Below are 23,740 nucleotides of genomic sequence, written 5' to 3' on the forward strand. Positions count from 1 at the left end.
ACCTTATTATTTTGCATGAAAAATCTTCGGTTCCCAATCGAAGATTTTTTTTATGCCTATTTTTATAGGAACCAACCACTTATTATGTACAAGCCCTTTTATTATTTTATAGTAGTAATCTTTGGTGTGCTCTATAACCATCAGGCGTATTCGCAAGGACGTGTAGAAAGTGTAAAAGATAACTTTGATCGAATTTATACAAATTATCAACTATCAACAGAAGATAAAATCAAGGACATCCACTTATTACTTTCCAAAGCAGATACAATCACTAAAACACCTGAGTTAGGGTATATGCATCATAAATTAGGCCTGCTTTACAACCAAATGGGTTTATTGGAAAGCGCTATACAGGAAACAAAAAAAGCTATCCAAATAAGAACTACCCTCAAAGACATTGATCTAAAAGATGTAAACAACAGTTTGTACAATACGTACATCTACTATAAAGGGTTAGAAAAGAGCCAAAAAGGGCGAATGTATTTGGAGAAAATATTAGAAAACAAAGGCACAGACAAGTTTAATTTTAAAGCACTTATAGAACTTGCATCTCTATATATGAATGAAGGCGACTACTTTAAAGCACTTCAAAATTTAGAACCTGTTATACTATCTTTTGATATTTATAAAGATTACAGGACTTTTATTCTAGGACATCTATCGTGTATAGAAGCGTATAGTAAAATGAGTACTCCTAAAAAATATTTGAAAAAGGTATCTGAACATAAAGAAAAAATAGAGTCATTAAAGGACTACATTTCTCTTAAAGAAATAGCAGATATGAACACAAATCTAGGGACTATTTTTGAGAAGGTAAATGAAAAAGAGAAAGCTATTTTTCATTATGAAAAAGCACTCTCTTTATATACAGAAGTTGGGGATTCAAATAATATTGGCACATTATATATGAATATTGCGGCAATACATTCACGAAAAAATGAGCATAAAAAAGCCAAAATGTATTATGCTATGGCTTTAAAAATAAATGAGGATCCTATCAAAAAAGCTGATATCTACGACAATCAAGGATTTTACCTTCAGACCAAAGATCCTAAACAAAAGATCAACTATTACCAAAAGGCAATTTATACAGCGTTAGGACAACCGTATGACCCTACTGATACTAGTCAATTACCCGCTATCGACTCTTTTAAAGCGTATGTATACAAACCTGATGTATTAGGATATCTAGTCAATAAAGCCAGTGCATGGTTAGACGCATATCACTTAGAAAAAGAACAGACATATCTCATCTATGCCAAAGAAACGCTGTACTTAATAGATCAACTCGTCTCTTTAATCCGCTTAGATAGTGAGCTAGATCAATCTAAGCTCTTTTGGATCAATAGTGGTGTTGACTCCTACATGCTTGCTGTAGAGGTTTGTTATTTATTACAGGAACCAGAAGAAGCTTTCTATTTTATGGAAAAAAACAAAGCGCTTCTTTTACTAGAACATTTAGACAAACGATATGCACAACAAAAACATAATATTCCTGAAGACATCTTAAAGAAAGAAAAAATACTCCTTGAAAAAAGAATAACCCTAAAACAACAGTTACAAGACACCAAAAATGATATTGAACTACAAGAAGAATTTGTTAAGATAGATTATACATATACTCGTTTTCTAGATTCTATTAAAAAAACATTCCCAGCGTATTATACATTAAAAAATGAACCCACCATCCTATCACTTCAAGAAACTATAGAAAAGCACGTATCAAAAGAGGCTTCCTTTATAGAATATATTGTAAATGAAACTTCCGGATATGGAATTTTCTGTGCAAACGACAAAAAAACACTTTTCAAAATCCCAAATACACCAGATTTATTACAGCAAGTGCAATTCCTCAAAAAGGAATTAAGCGCTCCTTTTACCACAAAAGAAGCCTTTAAAAGATACAGAGACACTTCATTTGCTGTATATCAAAAGTTATTTCCTTTTCTAGAGAACGCAAAAAAGATTGATTTTAAAAAACTAACGATCATTCCTGATTACGCCTTATATAATCTTCCTTTTGAAGCACTAAGCATAGGTGCTAGTGGAAATGATTACAAACCTGATTACCTTTTATATCATACAGAGACATTGTATTTGCATTCTGCTTCTGTCTTTAAACAAATAAGTAAAACTACCCGAAAACCAACATCCACTATTATTGGATTTGCACCAACAATTTTTAAAAACAAGGACTTAACTGATTTAAAAAGAAGTGAAGAAGAAATGAAAACGTATGCTTCTTTTCTTCCAATGTTCGTAAGGTTACGGAAAGAGGCAACAAAAAGTGCTTGCCTTGCCAGTCTAAAAGACGCTAGCATCGTTCATATAAACTCTCATGCAGGATATACTGAAAACGATACACCTTGGCTAGAGCTGTACGATGATAAAATTATTCTAAACGAACTGTATGATGTAGCAAACAATACAGATCTGGTTATATTAGATGCCTGTAAAAGTGCTCAAGGAAAACAAGAAATAGGTGAAGGTATTATGAGTCTTTCACGTGGTTTTTTTTACAGCGGTACACGAAGCGTAATTGCATCACATTGGAATGTCAACGAAATGTCTAATAATAAAATACTATATACATTTTATAAGAAACTCAAAACGGGACAAACCAAATCAAAAGCATTACATACCGCAAAAGTATCATACCTAGAAACACATCAACTAGAACAAACATCTCCCTACTTTTGGGCATCTATAACACTGACGGGAGATAATAGCCCTATACAATTAGTGCAAGATAATTTTTGGCTTAAAATAGTAGGGCTTTTGATATGTATAGGTATAACCATATTTGCTTTGATGTATAAAAAAAAAAAGAGACTATCTATACATAAATAGCCTCTTCTCTTTCTAAACCAAAATTAGTACACTAGTGATTAACACCACCAACATCCATTATCTATAAATGCCCAGAAGAAGTCAAATGTATTCCAACCTCCAAATTCATTCCCACACCATGAAATTCTACTCATAGATACATTTCCTCCATCATTTAATCTTCCTTCAAATAAGAAAACAGGTTCGTTCTCATACTCATGCCATACATATACAATCTCTCCATCAATGAGGTGTTCTGCAGCAGCTGTACCTGTAAATCTACCTTCTAATACTTGATATTCTGCAAGATCACTTGGTCTCAGACCTAAATCTTCGATAAAAGCTTCTGCGGTAAGTCCTCCGCCTACAGGAAAATCTTGTATACCAATAGCCCCATACACATCATGCGTATCTAATTCAATTTCTTTAAAGGTGATATCTATGAGTGCTTCACCATGTTCAAGATTTGTAAAATCCAACGCATAATCACCTGCTTTTAATGTAATTTCCTTTAATCCTAATTCTCTAGAAATCTCTTCTGCTAAGATCATATCTTCGCTTACGCGCACAGATCTTTCTCCTAAGTCTCTAGAAAAAGCGACACGTAATTTATCTACATATCTCTGGTATCCTACAAATCCATCTTGAGGACTAAAGTCATTTGCTGTCATAGCATCAAATACCTGACCTACCGAACCTGTATCATCGCCTGGAGGCGCAACGTTATAGAAATTAAGGATATCACCATCCCCATTACTAAAACAGACTCCTCCACCTGGTCCACATGTTCTACCATATCTCCAATCCATTACAAACACCCAAGGGGCGTAATACGCTCTTTCTGATGAATTTAAATTTGTAATTTCTAAATTAACTGAAGCATCATTTACCTCGTTTTCTGTTTCACATGAAAACAGAAAAAAAATGACTAACATTGATAAAATTACTTTTTTTAACATAACATAATGATTTTTAACCTACTCTATTTAATAATTCGCTTTTCGGTTACCGCGATTTATTAATAGTATCAAAATCAAAAATTCATTACCCAATATTCAATCACTTTTTGTTTTTAATTTACTCATTATCATAATTATAACAATACAGAGTACGTGCGCTACTGTCTTCCTTAGGCAGCTTCGCAAAAGCAAAAAAATAACTACCTCGATGTAAGTATACAAGATATTTCAGAAAAAAATAATTTAATTTTGAGGCAAGCCTTTGAACCTTAACATATCGATCACCAAGTCAGAGTAACAAAATTTACTCATTTCATTTTTGAAGACTATACTAAAAAAGGCTTTTGTTAGTAATAAGGGTAAATCATGCTATTCTATTTCGAAAGAGGTCATCTCAATCTGAGAGGAATCATCCTGTAAATCTGTCCACGCCACATACACAGTTGTTCCCATAACTTCTATTTGAGGAAAACCACTTGCACGTGCTGCCGAAGTAGTTGTAATAGTTATAGGAGCTTCTTTACGCCCATCTTGGTGTACGCGCACCACTTGTAATACCACTTTATCCCCAAGAGGTTCTAACCAGCTTACCAACGCACTTCCATCTTTTAAGAAGGCGGTATCAACACGCCCAATGGCCATACCCGCATCCACACGAACTGGAGTGCTAAAAGTAGCGCCATTATCTTGAGAAAAAGCAACAAGCACTCTAGGGGTCTCATTGGAGGCTGTAAACCAAGAAACGACTACATTTTCTTCCTGAGTAGCAATAGCAGGGCCATTTACAGGACATCCATTAAGATTCCATTGATCATTATGGATGGCTTTAGGAGTGGTCCAAGCGCCATCTACCCATCTTACAATGTACGTGTCGCGAATCTCTTTTTCTTCTTCTGAACGGTCTCTATACACTACTACAGGACCATTATAAGTAATCCCAATAGCTGTATTACAACAATCACATACTCTCGGATCTATTTCTGTATCTTCTTTAATAGTTCCATCCATACTGACAATAGCCGCACGAAGCGTCATCTGATTGTCTTCCTTTTTCTCATTCTTAGTATCTCGTCCGTCCAACCAACTTACATAAAACCCATCATCATAGGGACGCATGGCTACAAAACCATGTTCGGCAGGTATACCATCGGTATGTAAAATAAAATTAGACTTCACGAGACTATCACCCGTAAGCAAGTTTAATTTGATGTTATAATCATACGTCCCTTCTGCTGATTTTTGAAGAATATTAGTAAGTACCGTTTCGCCATTTACTGCCAATGCCGGAAAATCTGCCCAATTGACAAACCAATCAGCTCCAGAGGTGATGGTTTTGGGTGATGACCAATGTTGATTTTTATAAGTCGCATAGTTAAGGATCGCCAGCGAGTCTTCTTGCTCCACCCATGTCATGTGCAATGCTCCATTTTGGGCTACTAATCTTGGTAAATGCGCTTTCCCTTTACTTGGGGTATCTAATGGTTTAAGTAACGATCCCAATGTAATTTCTTGTGCCGCTTCTATTTTAGGTGTTTCTTCTTTTTGCTTACATGAAAAAGTTACAGCCAAAAAAACTATTGATAGTGTAAGTGCAATATTTTTCACTTCATGCATACTAATTAATAATTAAGATTTAGCTTTTGCATGCATAGGTTTTGGTCGCTCTATAATCTCAAGAGGCTCTGCATAGAGATCAAAATCTTCTGCTTGTGTAACCTTTACGGTAGTATAACCTCCTGTTTTTAGGTAATATTTTGTGGCATCAATCAACACCTCATTATCTACATCAGGGCTATCAAATTCGGTGCGACCTATAAAGTAGTTTCCTTCTTTACGATCGACTACGATTTTAAATTCTTGTCCTATTTTTTGCTGATTTAACTCCCAAGAAATTTGCGACTGAATCTCCATGATTTGATTGGCTCGGTCCATTTTTACGTCTTCTGGCACATCATCTTCTAGGTGATACGCATGTGTATTTTCTTCATGAGAATAGGTAAAGCATCCCAAACGTTCAAAACGCTGATCTTTCACCCATTGTTTCAGCATTTGAAAATCTTCTTCGGTCTCTCCTGGGTATCCTACTATCAACGTCGTTCGGATGGTCATATTGGGTACGCTTTCGCGAAAGCGGTCTAACAATGCATTCGTCTTTGCCATCGTCGTCCCGCGTCGCATAGATTTTAAAATAGCATCTGAAATATGCTGCAACGGAATATCGATGTAATTACATACTTTGGGCTCTCGGTTCATTACCTCCAAAACATCCATCGGAAATCCCGTTGGAAACGCATAATGTAACCGAATCCACTCCACGCCTTCTACTTTAACGAGCGCTTCTAAAAGCTCGGCGAGGTTTCGTTTTTTATACAGATCTAATCCGTAATACGTAAGATCTTGTGCGATAAGAATTAATTCAGAAACACCGTTTGCTGCCAATTTTTGGGCTTCTGTGACGAGATGTTCGATAGGTTTTGATTTGTGCTTTCCGCGCATTAGAGGAATTGCACAAAAGGAACACGGGCGATCACAACCCTCGGCTATTTTAAGGTATGCGTAATTTTTGGGTGTCGTCGTAAGGCGCTCTCCTATGAGTTCATGCTTATAATCAGCTCCCAATGCTTTTAATAATCCAGGCAATTCTGTTGTTCCAAAATACTGATCTACGTCTGGAATTTCTTTTTGTAAATCTGGCTTATAACGCTCAGACAAACATCCCGTCACAAATACCTTATCTACATCTCCCTGCTCCTTTTGCTTTACGTATTCAAGAATCGTATTAACAGACTCTTCTTTGGCATTATCAATAAACCCACAGGTATTGATCACAACAATATTTCCCTCTTCCTCATGGACTACTTCTTTTCCATTGGCTTTTAATTGCCCCATAAGCACTTCACTGTCGTAGACGTTTTTAGAGCATCCAAGCGTGACTACATTAATCGTATTCTTTTTGAGGGTTTTTGTTCTCATACCTATGTTTTATTCGGGGTGCAAAGATACACTCTAAAGTGTTGTAAGCGAAATTAAGATGTATGAATAAAATTCTTATTACATACGCTTTCGCGAAAGCGTATACAAAAACCCTGCATACAACTACTAGATGATCCTCTTCTTTTCTAAATAAAAAAGGCTCTACATATCTGTAAAGCCTTAGTAGTTTATTATAATGGAGGTCTTACTTAAAAAAAGAATCTACAAATTCTATTTTATTAAATACTTGTAGGTCTTCGATACCTTCACCCACGCCTATATATTTTACAGGTATTTGAAATTGATCTGAAATACCAATCACAACACCGCCTTTGGCAGTACCATCTAGTTTTGTCACTGCTAGTGACGTGACTTCGGTGGCAGCTGTAAATTGTTTGGCTTGCTCAAAAGCATTTTGCCCTGTAGAGCCATCAAGTACCAATAACACGTCATGTGGTGCATCTCCTATCACCTTTTGCATGACACGCTTTACTTTGGTCAGCTCATTCATCAGGTTGACTTTATTATGTAAACGCCCAGCCGTGTCTATAATAATCACATCGGCTCCTTGGTTAACACCACTTTCTAAGGCATCAAAAGCAACTGAAGCAGGATCACTTCCCATTTGTTGCTTTACAATCGGTACATCTACTCGATCTGCCCAAACTTGTAGTTGGTCAATGGCTGCGGCTCTAAACGTATCGCCAGCACCAAGAACAACTTTCTTTCCTTGTTTCTTAAACTGGTAGGCTAGTTTACCAATGGTGGTGGTTTTTCCTACCCCATTGACGCCAACCACCATAATTACATGTGGTCTGGTGCCTTCAGGAATTTCAAAATCGGTAGCATCACCTGTATTTGTCTCACTTAATAAGCCTGCAATTTCTTCTCTGAGTATTTTATTAAGCTCATCAGTTCCTAAGTATTTATCTTTAGAAACGCGTGCTTCTATACGCTCGATGACCTTGAGAGTTGTCTTGACCCCTACGTCACTTGTTACCAAAACCTCTTCAAGATTATCTAAGACATCATCATCTACCTTGGATTTTCCAGCAACAGCTTTGCTCATTTTTTCAAAGAAACTAGTCTTTGATTTTTCGAGCCCTTTATCTAAGGTTTCCTTTTTTTCTTTCGAAAATATTTTTTTGAAAAAACTCATGTTTTATTTTTGGTTGTAGTGTCAAAAATAATGCCTTTTAGTGAGAATGCAATTATGTCAGGTGGGTATGCTTTCGCGAAAGCGTACGTATCCCTAAAAAAACACTTTTAAGACATAAAAACAAACCCGCTATATAGACATATAGCGGGTTGTATTTTTTTAAGAAAATAGATTAAGCTTCTTCTGAATCTTCCTCTTTATTTTCTTCTTTTAGTCCTTTTTTCTGAACCGTGTCAAACATCACTGGTGTTGCAATAAATAGCGATGAGTACGTTCCTACAAGTACCCCTACAATTAATGCAAACATTAATCCTTTGATAGAATCTGCTCCAAAGAAGAAGATCGCTAATAACACGATTAATGTCGTTACAGAGGTATTTAACGTACGGCTTAAGGTACTGTTCAATGCCTGATTGATCAATTTACCAAATCCACGAGTGGATCCGTGCTCCTTAATATACTCACGAATACGGTCAAATACAACCACGGTATCATTCAGGGAGTATCCAATTACGGTCAGGATCGCTGCAATAAAGTTTTGATCTACTTCCATATCAAATGGCATGAGGTTTTTTGTTAACGCAAAGATTCCTAATACAATTAATACATCATGGAAAACCGCCGCAACCGCTCCTAATGAGAATTGCCATCTACGGAAACGTAACAAGATGTATAAGAATACCACGATTAGAGATCCGATAATCGCTAATAAAGCACCTCTCTTAATATCATCTGCGATGGTAGGTCCTACTTTATAGTAACTCATTTTTCCAATTTGCTTACCATCATACGATCTACTAAAGTCTTCAAAAGTTAAATCTGCAGGGAAATAGCTTTTAAGTGCTTCGAATAATTTTAGTTCTACAGCCTCATCTACTTCGATACCACTTTCTTGAATATTATACTTTGTGGTGATTTTTAATTGGTTATCTGCCCCGTATGTTTTTACGATCGCACTACCAAATACGTCTTCACTAGCTAACAATTGTTCTATTTCAGAAGAATTTACGGCTTTTTCAAAACGTACTTTATACGAACGTCCTCCTACAAAGTCAACACTCGTGTCTAATCCTCCGCTTACTAAAGAGAAAATTCCTATAGCGATTAATGCAAGTGAAATCATGTATGCAATCTTGCGCTTACCTAAGAAATCAATAGTGTTGTTTACAAATAAATTCTTTGTGATTCCTGTTGAGAATGCTAATGACTTTCCGTTCTTTCCATATCCATCTATAAAAAGTCTGGTAATAAAGATCGCACAGAATAACGAAGTTGCAATACCAATCATTAAGGTAACCGCAAATCCTTTTACAGGTCCTGTTCCGAATAAGAAAAGGATTAATGCTGTTAAGAAGGTGGTGATGTTTGCATCAAGAATAGAGGATAATGCATTATTAAATCCATCTTTAATAGCGTCTTTTTGAGATTTTCCTTTACGCAACTCTTCTTTGATACGTTCAAAGATAAGTACGTTGGCATCTACCGCCATACCAATGGTCAATACAATACCCGCAATACCAGGAAGTGTAAGTACAGCTTCAAAACTTACCAATACGCCAAAGATGAATAAAATGTTTACCACCAGCGCAACATCTGAGTAAAGTCCAGCTCTACCGTAGTAGAATATCATCCATACCAATACAAAAAGAAGTGCGATAACAAATGAAATAATACCACTATTAATCGCTTCTTTTCCTAGGGTTGCTCCGATCTCTTCTGCTTCAATCACATCTGCAGAGGCTGGAAGCTTACCTGCATTTAAAACCGTTGCAAGATCTTGTGCAGATTGTAGGGTGAAGTTACCAGATATCTCTGTGCTTCCTCCTTTAATTTCTTGTTTTGCTGTCGCAGCAGATTGTACCGTATTATCAAGTACGATTGCTATTGCATTTCTCTTTTGTGACACCTCACGCGTTAATTTTGCCCACTGACTAACGCCTTGTCCTTCAAAATCAAGACCTACAGATGGCTCTTGGGAAGTTGTAAATTGTTGACGTGCATCATTTACTACATCACCACTCATATAAGGTTCTCCAGAACGGTTAGATTCTAATGCATAAAGAGAAACTCTCTCTATAGATTCTTCGGCATCACCTTCACCTACGGTTATGGTTTCAACATCTCCCCAAACAAATTTTGCAAAACGTAAATTTGCAGGACGTAAACGCACTATAGATGGCGTTCTTAAATAACTATTAATCTGAGCAGTATCTTTCACTGCTGCAAATCCTACCGTAGAAACTTCTCTGAATTGAAAAGCCTGAGAATTAGGTGATAATAATTCAAAAAGCGGGCTGTTTGGAGCTTCTTCTTCCTCTTCGCTTTCTGCATCTTTTAATAAATCATCTACCACACTATCTGTATTTGTAGAATCCTGTGCTACTTCGGTTGCTGACTTCTCATCTGTTTCCTCTTTTTTAACGGAAGCTGCGAGTGTCTGATCAACTTGTGCAAGATAGTTAATGACATCTCCTGCATAATGCGTTTGATAAAACTCTAATTGTGCTTTTGCAGATACAAAACGTACTGCTCTCTGAATATCTTTTGCCCCTGGAAGTTCTACTAAGATACGCCCATTGTCTCCAAGATTCTGAATATTAGGCTGTGTTACACCAAACTTATCTATACGATTACGTAAGGTCTCAAAAGCAGATTGAATCGTTTCTTCAATCTCTTTTCTAAGTACAGTAGCTACCTGATCATTAGTCATGTTAGGATCAATCTTATCTCCTAGTATAACATTAGAAAATATATCTGGAGAAGCTAACCTTGCATCTCCTCCTTGCGCTTCAAAAGCAGTTAAAAAATCATCAAAATACGTATTCTGACTATTCTTTTGTGCCTCATCTGCCGCATCTAATGCTGCAACAAAAGCAGGGTCTCTTTTTCCATTTGCCAATCCTCCAAGAATATCTCTTACAGATATTTGAAGGATAACATTAATCCCTCCTTTAAGGTCAAGTCCCTTATTTAATTCTTTTTCTTTTGCTTCATTATAGGTAATTCCAGCATAAATTGGCAGTTTACCTACGCTGTCCAAATATACACGCTCGTATACATCTCTTTGATCTGCATCATCACCTGCTTTACTAATCGCAAATTCTTTTGCTGCTGTCTCTGTTTTATTTGCTAAATACGTAAATGAGAGTTGGTAGATACATACCAAACCAAATATGATAGCAAATACTCTAATGAGTCCTTTGTTTTGCATTTTTGTTTGTTTTAAATCAATAATGACACTAAAAAATTCTAGTATCCTTTGATCATTGTTGTTTATGGATAATTTATTGTTGTTTGTAAACCCTAGAAAAGACACGAATATAGAGCTTGTTAGACCCTGTATCTTTGATATGGTTAAAATAATTTGTAAGTGATATAAAGATGTGTTGGTATACCATTCAAAAAGTTTACTTCACTTACATCTGAACATCCTTTTAGGTGATAGGTCCAGCCCTCACCTCAGGTATGTTATAAGAAGAATCATCTATTGCTATCGCAATTTTTCTGTGTATCGTGTATGCTACTTTTTCAGTTTTATTTTTTTCTACTCCCTTTTCTTTACTAATAGAAGCATAGGTGTCTGGAGTAAAAAAACGAATAATCTCTGATTTTGGTTCTAAAACATTCCCGCTGGAACCAACAATATCTATATGTTCCTGAATCTCATAAACGTCTATTTGATATGACGTTACACCTTCTTCAGAAGGGATTTTAGAAGTGCCATTACTAGGATAAGAAGTTTGATTAATGGTTAGACGACTTTCACCTAAAAATATTTTTTTAATCTCAGAAACATGAATATCACTATAATACGTGATTTTTAGGATGCCATTTCCAGACTGTTGTATTTGTATATTATCAACATCTAAGGCTTCTAGCTGACTTTTTACAAGCGCAATCGCTTCTTCAGTTTCATCTAGTGTCACCTCAACATCAGTAAATTGAAGGACAATCTCCTGATTAGGCACAGATACTTGCTCCAAGCTTATACCTATGATAGCTAGGGCAAAAAGTAAAGCGCTTATGAACCACTTGTTTTTCATGTACCTGATGTGAAAAATAAAGATTGTATTTCTAAAATCCCTACTGACTGGCTTTGAGCTCGTCATTTCTACAAAACGTGCAAATATAGGATATCAATTACGATTACCCAATATTTTTTACATGCTAAAAATGCGATAATTAAAAGTGAGAAAAAATTACAAAACAAAAGAGGGATCATTGTTCAACGATCCCTCTTTTATAAATGTATATGCTGTTTTATATGCTTTCAAGAAACATAGTGACGTAGAAGTTTATGCTGAGCCTAGTCGAAGTACGAAAGCGTAAACAGTCTTATAATTATGCGTCTAAAAGTGCATTTGTTTTCTTAACACCTTCGGCACTTTCTGTTAAGTGTGATTTTTCTGCATCACTCAAATTGATTTCTACAATCTTCTCAATTCCAGTACGTCCCAAAACAACAGGTACTCCAATACAAAGATCTGAAAGGCCGTACTCGCCGTCTAATAATACAGAACAAGGGAATATTTTCTTTTGATCACATGCAATTGCTTGTACAAGACCTGAAACTGCAGCTCCTGGCGCGTACCATGCAGACGTTCCTAGAAGTTTTGTTAAGGTGGCTCCTCCTACTTTCGTATCTTCTAACACTTGCTGTAAACGTTCGGCACTAATGTATTCTGATACTGGTACACTGTTACGAGTTGCAAGACGGGTTAACGGCACCATTCCTTTATCAGAATGTCCTCCAATCACCATACCATCTACGTCAGAAATAGGCGCTCCTAAAGCTTCTGCCAGACGGTACTTAAAACGTGCGCTATCTAAGGCTCCTCCCATACCAATGATACGGTTTTTAGGAAGTCCTGTCACTTTGTGAGTTAAATACGTCATCGTATCCATAGGATTAGACACCACAATAAGAATCACATTTGGAGAATGTTCTACAAGACTACTAGCAACAGATTTCACAATCCCTGCATTGATTCCTATTAGTTCCTCACGTGTCATTCCTGGCTTACGAGGAATACCTGATGTAATTACCGCAATATCACTGCCAGCTGTTTTACTATAATCACTGGTAGAACCTGTAATTTTTGTATCAAAACCATTTAAAGAAGCGGTTTGCATTAAATCCATGGCTTTCCCTTCGGCATAGCCTTCTTTAATATCTAATAATACAACTTCACTTGCAAAATTCTTAATAGCGATATACTCGGCACAACTTGCTCCTACGGCTCCTGCACCTACTACGGTAACTTTCATAAATTTATATTTTTGATTTGTTATTGTTTATTTAAGGTGCAAAAATACAGTTTCTTTAACATTTAATTCCTAAGGAAGGGTTAAAAGAAAACGCCATACCTTTTTTAAATGAAAAGTACAGCGTCTTTATTGAACACTTATAATTGAGCTAATTGTTTAACCTAACAACCTGCTTTTTTCCTATCAAGATCAAAACACGCTCTTGTGTTTTCATCAATTACCTACGCATCGATGTTTGCATATTTTGCATTTTTCTCTATGAACTCACGTCTAGGCGGCACTTCATCTCCCATCAACATAGAGAAGATACGATCTGCTTCGGTCCCATTATCAATGGCTACTTGTCTTAACGTTCTGAACTCAGGATTCATAGTGGTATCCCACAACTGCTCTGCATTCATCTCCCCAAGACCTTTGTATCGTTGTATCGACACACCTTGATTTCCAAAATTTTCTGCTATTTGATCACGTTGCGCATCATCCCAAGCATATTGCTTTTTCTGACCTTTTTTAACTAAGTACAAAGGAGGTGTTGCTATATATACATATCCTTTTTCTACAAGCTCTCGCATATAACGGAAGAAAAAGGTGAGGATCAGAGTAGAAATGTGGCTACCATCGACATCGGCATCACACATGATGACTACTTTATGATAACGAAGTTTAGAAAGATTCAATGCTTTACTATCTTCTTCAGTACCAATGGTCACTCCTAAGGCAGTGAATATATTTCTGATTTCTTCGTTTTCAAAAACTTTATGCTGCATTGCTTTCTCAACATTCAAGATCTTACCGCGTAAAGGCAAGATAGCTTGAAACTCACGATCACGACCTTGCTTTGCCGTTCCTCCTGCCGAATCTCCCTCTACAAGGAATACTTCGCATAAGGTAGGGTCCGTCTCAGAGCAGTCAGATAATTTCCCAGGAAGCCCCCCGATACTCATAACAGTCTTACGCTGAACCATCTCACGTGCTTTCTTAGCCGCGTGACGCGCTTGTGCAGCAAGAATTACTTTCTGAACAATAGTTTTAGCATCATTAGGGTTTTCTTCCATGTAGATTTCAATCATCTCTGCAACTGCTTGCGAAACGGCCGATGTTACCTCACGGTTTCCTAATTTTGTTTTGGTTTGCCCCTCAAATTGAGGCTCTCCTACTTTTACAGAGATAATCGCTGTTAACCCTTCTCTAAAGTCATCTCCTGCAATATCAAACTTAAGTTTATCTAGCATTCCAGAGTTGTCAGCAAACTTCTTAAGGGATCCAGTCAATCCTCTACGAAAACCTGCTAAGTGCGTCCCTCCTTCATGGGTATTGATATTGTTTACGTATGAGTGTAGGTTTTCAGCATAACTATCATTATAAATCATAGCTACTTCCACTGGAATCCCATTTTTCTCCCCTTCCATAGAGATCACATCCCCAATGATAGGATGACGATTTCCGTCTAAGAAACGTACAAACTCAGCGAGGCCTTCATCACTGTGAAAGGTCTCTGTCTCAAAAGTACCATCTTCATTTGGTTGGCGTTTATCTATGAGCGTAATGGTAAGACCTTTATTCAAAAAGGAAAGTTCTCTCAGTCGAGACGCTAACGTATCATAATTATACTCTGTGGTTTGTTGGAAAATACTAGGATCTGGAAGAAATGTCACTTCTGTTCCTGTAAAATCTGTATCACCGATAGCTTTTACAGGATACATCGCTTTACCACGTTCATACTCTTGCTCCCATATTTTTCCGTTACGATATACCGTAGCTCTCAAATGATCTGAAAGCGCATTTACACAAGAAACACCTACTCCGTGAAGTCCTCCAGAAACTTTATATGAATCTTTATCAAACTTCCCCCCTGCTCCGATCTTGGTCATCACAACTTCAAGAGCAGAAACACCTTCTTTTTTATGTAAATCTACAGGAATACCACGACCGTTATCTCGTGTGGTAATCGAATTATTTTCATTGATAATTACATTGATTGTATCACAGTGTCCCGCCATCGCTTCATCAATGGAGTTATCAACAACTTCATATACTAAGTGATGTAATCCTCTTACGCCTACATCACCGATATACATCGATGGTCGCATACGTACATGCTCCATCCCTTCTAGGGCCTGAATACTATCTGCTGAATACTGATTTTTATTAGCGTCTTCGCTCATATTTGTCTACTTAAATTGTCTTAAAAATCGATTATAAACAAATATAGAAAAAGGGTGTCTTTTACCAGCTTAAAACAGCACTAAAAGCATCGAAGTTATCAACAATTTGTGGAAAACAAAAAACACGGGAAGCCCAGTATTTATGCGCTTTCGCGAAAGCGCCCCCCTTCAAAATTAAATTTATTTACAAAAGAGACGAAATGAAGTAAAAAACGCCGACATATTGCCAGCGTTTTTTACCCTTAAATTATTGCTATTTTCAATACGCATCATCGTGTACCATGGCTACAGCTCTCCCCGATGGATCATTCATGTTTTTAAAAGCCTCATCCCACTCCAAAGCGATAGGCGTACTACACGCCACAGAAGGTACTGATGGCACACATAAAGCGGCAGCATCACTAGGGAAATGCTCTTCAAAAATAGAACGGTAATGAAACTCTTCTTTATTTTGTGGTGTGTGGATCGGAAAACGATGGTGCGCATTTTCCATTTGGAGATCACTTACAGCCGCTTCTACTACTTCTTTAAGTGTATCTATCCAACTATAGCCTACGCCGTCTGAAAATTGTTCTTTTTGCCTCCATGCGACGCTTTCTGGCAGGTATTTTTCAAAAGCCTTACGCAATACCCATTTTTCCATTCCTCGGCGTTCTTTGGTAATCATCTTGTCTTGTGGGTTTAAACGCATCGCGACATCCATAAATTCTTTATCTAAGAACGGTACACGTCCTTCTATACCCCAAGCAGCCAATGATTTATTAGCGCGTAAACAGTCGTACATGTGAAGTTTATCTAATTTACGTACCGTTTCTTCATGAAATTCTTTGGCATTTGGTGCTTTATGAAAGTATAAGTACCCGCCAAAAATCTCATCAGCGCCTTCTCCTGAGAGTACCATTTTTACACCCATAGATTTAATCACTCTTGCCATTAAATACATAGGGGTACTTGCCCGTATCGTGGTAATATCATACGTTTCTAAGTGATAAATCACATCACGTATGGCGTCGAGTCCCTCTTGAATCGTAAATTCTATAGGATGATGTACCGTACCAATATGATCGGCCACGACTTGGGCGGCTGCAAGATCTGGAGATCCTTTCAATCCAATACTAAACGAATGCAACTGTGGCCACCAAGCATCTTGCTGATCTCCTGACTCGATACGTTTTTCTGAATACAATTTTGCAATCGCACTAGTAATGGAAGAGTCCAGTCCGCCAGATAATAATACTCCATAAGGCACATCACTCATTAATTGACGTTTTACCGAAGCGGCTAGCGCATCATGCAATTCATCGATACTGGTTTCGTTATCTTTTACTGCACCATACTCCATCCAATCTCTTTTGTACCACTGTACCAATTCTCCTGTTTCACTAGAAAGGTAGTGTCCTGGAGGAAATAATTCTATTTTCGAACAAACACCTTCGAGTGCTTTTAACTCTGATGCCACATAAAAAGTACCATGTGCATCCCATCCCATATACAACGGAATAATTCCCATGTGATCGCGTGCGATAAGATAACTGTCTTTTTCTGTGTCATAGAGTGCAAATCCAAAAATACCATTGAGATCATCTAAAAAATCGACCCCTTTTTCTTGGTATAGCGCAAGGATAATCTCACAATCTGATGCCGTTTGAAAAGCATAATCTGTTTTGAGAGTAGCTTTCAACTCTTTATGATTATATATCTCTCCATTGGCAGCGAGAATTAAGCTTCCAGAAGCATCTATTAACGGTTGTTTTCCTGAAGCTGGATCTACAATAGCGAGACGCTCATGAGAAAAAATGATTTTTTCTGTAGCGTAAATACCGCTCCAGTCCGGCCCTCTATGTCTAATCTCTTTAGACATCTCCAATAATTGAGGACGTAAGGTTGTCATATCTTGTTTTAGTTCGAAGGCACATACGATTCCACACATACTACTATTTTTTAAATTTTTATAATTTATAGTTCAAATATCTAATTATGGTTTCATTAACAAAACACATAATGTATATTTAATTACAATATGAAACAAAAAATAGCACTATAAGTTCAATGCATAAGGTATACGCTTTCGCGAAAGCGTACTTAGAAAAATTTTGAAAGTTTCTATCTGATGCTACGACTGAGTTTCTTGTGTTTTGTTTATTGTTTGACACAAACATATATTGAAATCACACTTTAAAACAAGTAAAGATTATGCCTTTTCAGGAAAAAACACCTGCATTTCGCGGAAAACAGACATCAACAATGCTAGTCAATTAATTGAAGGAATAAATCTTTAGGTTTTATTTAACAATCTGAAATCGTAACCCATAGTATCTTTAACAAAAATTAAACGTAACATGAAAACATTATTTACAATGGCTATTCTAGCCATGGCTTTTTTAGTAGCTCCGACTGCCAATGCTCAAAAATTTGCGGGTCTTCAAAAAAGCCCAACAGACATTGCATATGCAAAAGCTGATCGTAATTCTAAACCAACTATTAAAGTAATTTACAGCAGACCTCTTAAGAAAAATCGTACGCTTTTTGGAAAACTAGTTCCTTATGGAAAAGTATGGCGTACAGGTGCAGATGAAGCTACTGAAATCAAATTATTTAAGGATTACAAGCTTGGAAATACTACTATAAAAGCAGGAACGTATTCTTTATTTACCATTCCTGGAGAAAAAGAGTGGACAATTATTTTAAACTCAGATCTTGATGACTGGGGAGCTTATGCGTACAATGAAAAAAATGACGTGGCTCGCATCACAGTTCCTGTAAGTGAAGGTAAAGAAGATTTAGAAGCATTTTCTATTGCTTTTAAGCCTGTAGACGCTGGATACCACTTAGCGATGGGATGGGGAACAATACGTTTAGAAGTTCCTTTTTACAACTAAATACCAGTTTTAGAAAACATATAAAAAAATGCCTTCCGCTGGAAAGGCATTTTTTTTGTTTTAGTGCGTGTCATAATTATTTTTCTAGATCATTAGGATCAATACTTGTTCCTATCAAATCACACTTCTTTTTCAAATCATGATCATCTAAAAGCCCCACGCTATAACATCTTATTAGAAAATAATAAGCAGCATTTACTAATTCTCTCCTTGTTATATCTAAAGTCTTGCTTGATGTTCGTATAGGGGGCGCAGGGCGTAATAGGTTTTTATCACTCAACTCACATTTTCCCCTACAAATTGGACAATAATCAGCTTCGCGTACATCATGCTTTTCAACCCATTCTTTTTGAGCATCTCTCAGCTGATTAAACCTATGTTTATATGTATCTATTGTCTTTTGAGATGCTATTACTTCTTGTAGCCAAAAATCAATATTAGCGTATTGCCCTACTAGATGATGTGCGTATGCTGTTGTAAATTTTCGTAACTGTGTTGAAACTAAATCTGCTTTTTCTATCGTATAAATCATTCATTCATTTTAATTAGTACTAGCGTGAGATAGCAATAATATATTCTTACACCGAAATGATTTTGCGTAGTTCTTATTTTTCTATAAATAATATCTTAAAAGTAGCATTATTGCCTTAAGAGTAATCTTGCAATTTTTTCTTCCCACTTTCTTTCAGCTTCTCTATTAATAGAATGATTAGTTTCTTTATCAAAGGCACGTTGCATGACACGACGTTCTTCCTCTACTTGTTCATAAAGGGCTTTGACTTCTTTCTTAGAATTAGATGTAAAAGCGTACGATTGAATACGCCTATTCAAGATTCGAGCATGAATCTCAGTAATATCAAAGTGGGTTTGTTCGTGTTTTAATAATCTAGCCGTGGTGTCTTTAGCGCTGTACCACGAATATTCAGGATAAAAATGAGCCGTGACATGAGTTTCTTTCTTATTTAAAAGTCCATTGCCATTAATAACATACGACTGACTCATTCCGCTACTGGTACTCGCCACAAAACCTCCGTTTGCATTAGGGTTCCCTTTAAAATCTTTCCATGACAATTTTTTGTTAGACTCCCAGGCAATACGCTCAGGCGCTACAACATATGAACATAAGATCACGAAAGCTATTAAAAGTCCTTTGTGTAAATGTTTCATCCGATTAGGTCTTTTGTTTTTTCTTTCTAGCCGCAGGAAAAAGGACATTATTCAAAATTAAACGATAGCCTGGAGAATTGGGATGTAACTCTAATTCGGTTTTTGGATCTCCAACACGATGCCGGTAATCTTCAGGGTCATGCCCTCCATAAAAGGTAAAAAAACCCTTTCCTTTAATACCATGTATGTAGCGCGCCTCACCATTGGTTAAATTCTCACCCATAATCAGTACATTCGACTTAATTTCTTTAGAATCATAAGAAGTGGTTTGTCCCATAAACCCCTTGACCAAAGCGGTGTGATTTTGACATAACATGGTTGGGATAGGATCCCATTTGGCACTGTAATCCTTCAATGTAAAATAATCTGTTTCAAAAGGGATTCGGCGCTTACGGGTCATATCAATAGATGAAAATTCATATACAGTTGGTGAACGCTCTAGTGTAAAATTCTTAAAGGCAAAGGTTTTACTGTAATCAATTTTAGATTGATAATCAGCGTCTGAGGCGTCACCGTCAAACATAGGTTCGCAGATATCAACCCCTTCAGCAGCGAGTGCAATATCAAAACTATCGGTCGCACTACACATCGCAAACATAAACCCACCTCCTACTACGTAATCTCGTATTTTTAGGGAGACATCTCTTTTTTCTTCAGAGACTTTATCATACCCTAGTTTTGTAGCTAGCTCTTCTGCCGCTTTTTTTTCTTCAATATACCAAGGCGCCGCACGGTACGAACCATAAAATTTACCAAATTGGCCTGTAAAATCTTCGTGGTGCAAATGCAACCAATCATATAAGATTAATTGATCACTCAGTACTTCTTCATCATAAATAGTCTCGTACGGAATCTCTGCATAGGTCAACACCATCGTTACAGCATCATCCCAAGGCACTTTACTGTCAGGCGTATATACAGCAATTTTCGGAGCTTTTTCTAGTACGATCGCTTCCATATTTTGAGACGGACTACTGATCATGGTGAGAAGCTCTTCCGTATTTCCATCAGACATGACTTCATAAGAAACGCCACGGATGGTGCATTCTCTTCGGATGTCCTCTGTGTCAGGGAGCAAAAAAGAACCTCCTCTGTAGTTTAACAACCACTTTACTTTGATTTGTTGGTCGAGTGCCCAATAGGTAATCCCATAAGCTTTTAAGTGTTCTTTTTGCCCGTCTACATCCATAGGTAATAAAATGTAGGACGCTTGCGCGAAATGGCAAGACAGCACAAACAAAAGGATTGTAAACATGTTTTTCATAAGCAATAATACATACTATGAGATAGTATAGTATGTAACGCCTAAAAATACGGTTTTCTTATGATAAAACGAATACCAGTGCTAGATATTAGGATGTCGTTAACAGTATATAGTTGGAAGTTGTGAATTGGGATTCAGGAGCCAAGAACCAAGACAAAACACTAAAAAAGAATCAAGATCGCTTTGCTGCTGGAGTCAAGACTAAAACTTTAGCGAGTGACTTCCCTCCTAATAAGGAGAGACTGAGGGAGGTATGAAAATAGCGTAACAGTCTAAATTAGAGTAGCACTCTATTTTCATCTTTAGGTTGTATTAAGAGTCAGGATTGTTACGTTACTGGAATCAAGAGTTAAGGCGAATGACGAGAATAAGATTCCCTCCTTCGAGGGAATTAAAAATAATTAAAACGGCACCCCATCATCTTCACCGCCAAAGGCTTGGTCTGGAGAAGGGAGACTGTCTGTCTTAAAGGTGTCATCATTGGCCGCTGCATTCATACTGCTATGAAATTCGTAGGGTGTACTAAAGTCATCAAGGTTATCAAACTTACCAAGATGCCCGATAAACTTCAATCGGATGTTATCTAGTCCCCCGTTACGGTGCTTAGCCACAATAAACTCTCCTTGACCTTCGGTTGGGCTACGTTCTTCATCATCCCATTCCTCAATCTTATAATATTCAGGACGGTAAATAAACGATACAATATCCGCATCTTGCTCAATCGCTCCAGATTCACGAAGGTCAGACAGTAACGGTCGTTTGCTTCCTCCACGGGTTTCTACCGCACGCGATAACTGAGAAAGTGCAATCACCGGAATGGATAGTTCTTTTGCGAGGGCTTTTAGGTTTCGAGAAATCATCGAGATCTCTTGTTCACGATTTCCACCTCCTTTTTGCGCTGATCCACCTGTCATTAATTGCAGGTAATCAATCATAATAATCTTAATTCCAAATTGAGACGCCAAACGTCTTGCTTTTGCCCTTAAATCAAAAATCGAAAGCGACGGGGTATCATCAATGTACAAAGGAGCTTTTTCTAAGCTTTTCACCTTTACATTTAATTGTTCCCACTCATGTTTTTCTAACTTTCCAGTACGTAATTTTTCTGATGAAAGCCCGGTTTCTGATGAAATCAAACGAGTAATCAACTGTACAGAGGACATCTCCAAAGAGAAAAATGCTACTGGTATATTATTATCTACGGCCATGTTACGCGCCATGGTCAAGGTCATTGCCGTTTTACCCATACCTGGACGGGCTGCAACAATAATCAAATCACTAGGCTGCCATCCAGAAGTCAGTTCATCTACCTTCGTAAAACCTGTCGGAATACCAGACATCCCTTCTTTGTTGGACATCTCTTCAATCTTCTTCTTCGCCTGAATCACCAAGTTTTGCGCAGACTCACTACTACGTTTTACGTTTCCTTGTGTAACCTCGTAGAGTTTAGATTCTGCGTTATCTAATAAATCAAAAACGTCGGTAGTATCATCATACGCTTCTTCAATAATTTCATTTGAAATTTTAATTAAGGAACGCTGAATATACTTCTGTAAGATGATACGAGCATGGTACTCAATATGTGCCGAAGAGGCAACTTTTTGGGTAAGTTGGATCAAATAATAATCCCCACCAACGGCTTCTAGTTTTGCCATTTTCTTTAACTGCTCAGAAACAGTTAATAAGTCAACGGGTTGCCCTTCTTCAAAGAGAATTCGAATCGCTTCAAAGATATGTTTATGCTGATCTTTATAAAAAACATCTGGAGAGAGGATATCAATCACTTCATCAACTCCTTTTTTATCAATCATCAGCGCTCCAAGCACAACTATTTCTAAATCAAGTGCTTGTGGTGGTATTTTTCCTTTTTCTAAGGAAATTACTTGTCCGGAAGATATGTTATATGCTGGAGTGGGCTTAATTTTTTCCATGGCTACGAAAGTAATCAAATTGTCATGCTATTAAAACCCATCCTAGGGGATGAATCTTAACACCTCATCAACAATTGAACTGTTAATAACTCTTATTTATTGTTAATAGTCACAAAAAAATCCGAAACTCAAATAGCATCGGATTTGGTAGTAAGTGAAAAAATGGGTGCTAACCTTTAAAGACGCCCATTTCTAAATATTTATCCATCCGTTGATTCACCAATTCTTCTGGTGATAAGTTTTTCAGTTCATTGAAAGACGCTTCAATTACCTCTCTTACCGTTTCAAAAGTTTCGGTTCTATTTGCATGTGCTCCACCTAAGGGTTCTTTTACAATTTGGTCAATTACCTTCAGTTTAAGACTGTCTTTTGCTGTTAATTTTAAAGCTTCTGCAGCGATTTCTTTTTGCTCCCAGCTTCTCCATAAAATAGAAGAACAGTTTTCTGGAGAAATCACAGAGTACCAAGCATTTTCGAGCATTAATACTTTGTTTCCAACACCTATTCCCAAAGCACCTCCACTCGCACCTTCACCTATAATTAAGACAATAATAGGTACTTTAAGGCGCGTCATTTCTAGGATATTACGCGCAATTGCTTCTCCTTGTCCGCGCTCTTCAGCTTCTAGACCAGGGTATGCTCCAGGAGTGTCAATAATGGTAACGACAGGGACATTAAATTTTTCGGCACTTTTCATCAGGCGAAGCGCTTTACGATAGCCTTCAGGATTTGCCATTCCGAAATTACGATACTGGCGTGTTTTGGTATTGTATCCTTTTTGTTGCCCTATAAACATATAACTCTGATCCCCGATCTTTCCAAGACCTCCAATCATTGCTTTATCGTCCTTTACATTCCGATCTCCGTGTAGTTCTAAAAACGTAGCGCCACAAAGCGCATTGATATAATCTAGCGTGTACGGGCGGTTAGGGTGTCTTGACAATTGTACACGTTGCCATGCCGTCAAGTTCTTATAAATCTCTTTTTTGGTTTGTTCGAGCTTTTTTTCAATTTTCTTGCAGGTTTGACTTACATCTACATCGCTTTCTGCTCCTATAATAGCGCATTTTTCTAATTGCTCTTCTAGCTCCTTAATGGGTAATTCGAAATCTAAATATTCCATTTTCAGTTTGTTACCTTTTACGA

The 23,740-nt window shown here is 37.2% G+C and carries 16 protein-coding genes; 2 read left to right on the plus strand and 14 right to left on the minus strand.

Annotated features, from left to right (window positions below; all coding sequences use genetic code 11):
* Positions 1 to 84 precede the first annotated feature (84 nt).
* A complete protein-coding gene (locus ACFO3O_RS03825; RefSeq protein WP_379977177.1) occupies positions 85 to 2,850 on the plus strand; it encodes a CHAT domain-containing protein in 2,766 nt (921 codons plus the stop codon).
* A 38-nt stretch (positions 2,851 to 2,888) separates the two neighbouring features.
* Here ACFO3O_RS03825 and ACFO3O_RS03830 read toward each other — a convergent pair whose 3' ends face one another.
* The 9 genes from ACFO3O_RS03830 to asnB form a co-directional block, all read right to left on the minus strand.
* Positions 2,889 to 3,764: a hypothetical protein gene (locus ACFO3O_RS03830; protein ID WP_379977178.1), complete on the minus strand. Its 876-nt coding sequence runs from the start codon at positions 3,762 to 3,764 to the stop codon at positions 2,889 to 2,891.
* A gap of 393 nt (positions 3,765 to 4,157) precedes the next feature.
* The gene (locus ACFO3O_RS03835) at positions 4,158 to 5,402 is read right to left on the minus strand and encodes a sialidase (protein ID WP_379977179.1); all 1,245 of its coding nucleotides are present in this window, start codon (positions 5,400 to 5,402) and stop codon (positions 4,158 to 4,160) included.
* A 12-nt stretch (positions 5,403 to 5,414) separates the two neighbouring features.
* Positions 5,415 to 6,761, minus strand: a complete 1,347-nt coding sequence (gene rimO, locus ACFO3O_RS03840) for a 30S ribosomal protein S12 methylthiotransferase RimO (RefSeq protein ID WP_379977181.1) — start codon at positions 6,759 to 6,761, stop codon at positions 5,415 to 5,417.
* A 205-nt stretch (positions 6,762 to 6,966) separates the two neighbouring features.
* A complete protein-coding gene (ftsY, locus tag ACFO3O_RS03845; protein ID WP_379977182.1) occupies positions 6,967 to 7,920 on the minus strand; it encodes a signal recognition particle-docking protein FtsY in 954 nt (317 codons plus the stop codon).
* 172 nt (positions 7,921 to 8,092) lie between these two features.
* Positions 8,093 to 11,131, minus strand: a complete 3,039-nt coding sequence (gene secDF / locus ACFO3O_RS03850; RefSeq protein WP_379977183.1) for a protein translocase subunit SecDF — start codon at positions 11,129 to 11,131, stop codon at positions 8,093 to 8,095.
* Between the two features lie 223 nt (positions 11,132 to 11,354).
* Complete coding sequence (locus tag ACFO3O_RS03855; protein ID WP_379977184.1) at positions 11,355 to 11,963, minus strand: hypothetical protein; 609 nt, start codon at positions 11,961 to 11,963, stop codon at positions 11,355 to 11,357.
* 298 nt (positions 11,964 to 12,261) lie between these two features.
* On the minus strand, positions 12,262 to 13,188 hold the full coding sequence (mdh, locus tag ACFO3O_RS03860) for a malate dehydrogenase (RefSeq protein ID WP_379977185.1): 927 nt from the start codon (positions 13,186 to 13,188) through the stop codon (positions 12,262 to 12,264).
* Between the two features lie 221 nt (positions 13,189 to 13,409).
* Positions 13,410 to 15,353 (minus strand): DNA topoisomerase (ATP-hydrolyzing) subunit B, encoded by a 1,944-nt coding sequence (gyrB, locus tag ACFO3O_RS03865; protein WP_379977186.1) that lies wholly within the window; start codon positions 15,351 to 15,353, stop codon positions 13,410 to 13,412.
* 259 nt (positions 15,354 to 15,612) lie between these two features.
* Positions 15,613 to 17,283 (minus strand): asparagine synthase B, encoded by a 1,671-nt coding sequence (gene asnB / locus ACFO3O_RS03870; protein ID WP_379977187.1) that lies wholly within the window; start codon positions 17,281 to 17,283, stop codon positions 15,613 to 15,615.
* 409 nt (positions 17,284 to 17,692) lie between these two features.
* Here asnB and ACFO3O_RS03875 point away from each other — a divergent pair, with 409 nt between their 5' ends.
* Entirely contained in the window at positions 17,693 to 18,232 is a 540-nt protein-coding gene (locus ACFO3O_RS03875; protein WP_379977188.1) for a DUF2911 domain-containing protein, read from the plus strand.
* A 76-nt stretch (positions 18,233 to 18,308) separates the two neighbouring features.
* Here ACFO3O_RS03875 and ACFO3O_RS03880 read toward each other — a convergent pair whose 3' ends face one another.
* The 5 genes from ACFO3O_RS03880 to ACFO3O_RS03900 form a co-directional block, all read right to left on the minus strand.
* A complete protein-coding gene (locus ACFO3O_RS03880; protein WP_379977189.1) occupies positions 18,309 to 18,764 on the minus strand; it encodes a hypothetical protein in 456 nt (151 codons plus the stop codon).
* Between the two features lie 107 nt (positions 18,765 to 18,871).
* Complete coding sequence (locus ACFO3O_RS03885; protein ID WP_379977190.1) at positions 18,872 to 19,399, minus strand: DUF922 domain-containing protein; 528 nt, start codon at positions 19,397 to 19,399, stop codon at positions 18,872 to 18,874.
* A 4-nt stretch (positions 19,400 to 19,403) separates the two neighbouring features.
* A complete protein-coding gene (locus ACFO3O_RS03890; protein ID WP_379977244.1) occupies positions 19,404 to 20,588 on the minus strand; it encodes an asparagine synthetase B in 1,185 nt (394 codons plus the stop codon).
* Positions 20,589 to 21,064: 476 nt separating this feature from the next.
* A complete protein-coding gene (gene dnaB, locus ACFO3O_RS03895; RefSeq protein WP_379977191.1) occupies positions 21,065 to 22,594 on the minus strand; it encodes a replicative DNA helicase in 1,530 nt (509 codons plus the stop codon).
* 169 nt (positions 22,595 to 22,763) lie between these two features.
* Positions 22,764 to 23,717 (minus strand): acetyl-CoA carboxylase carboxyltransferase subunit alpha, encoded by a 954-nt coding sequence (locus ACFO3O_RS03900; protein ID WP_379977192.1) that lies wholly within the window; start codon positions 23,715 to 23,717, stop codon positions 22,764 to 22,766.
* Between the last annotated feature and the right edge of the window lie 23 nt (positions 23,718 to 23,740).

The sequence above is a fragment of the Dokdonia ponticola genome (genome assembly GCF_042653865.1).
GTDB lineage: Bacteria > Bacteroidota > Bacteroidia > Flavobacteriales > Flavobacteriaceae > Dokdonia > Dokdonia ponticola.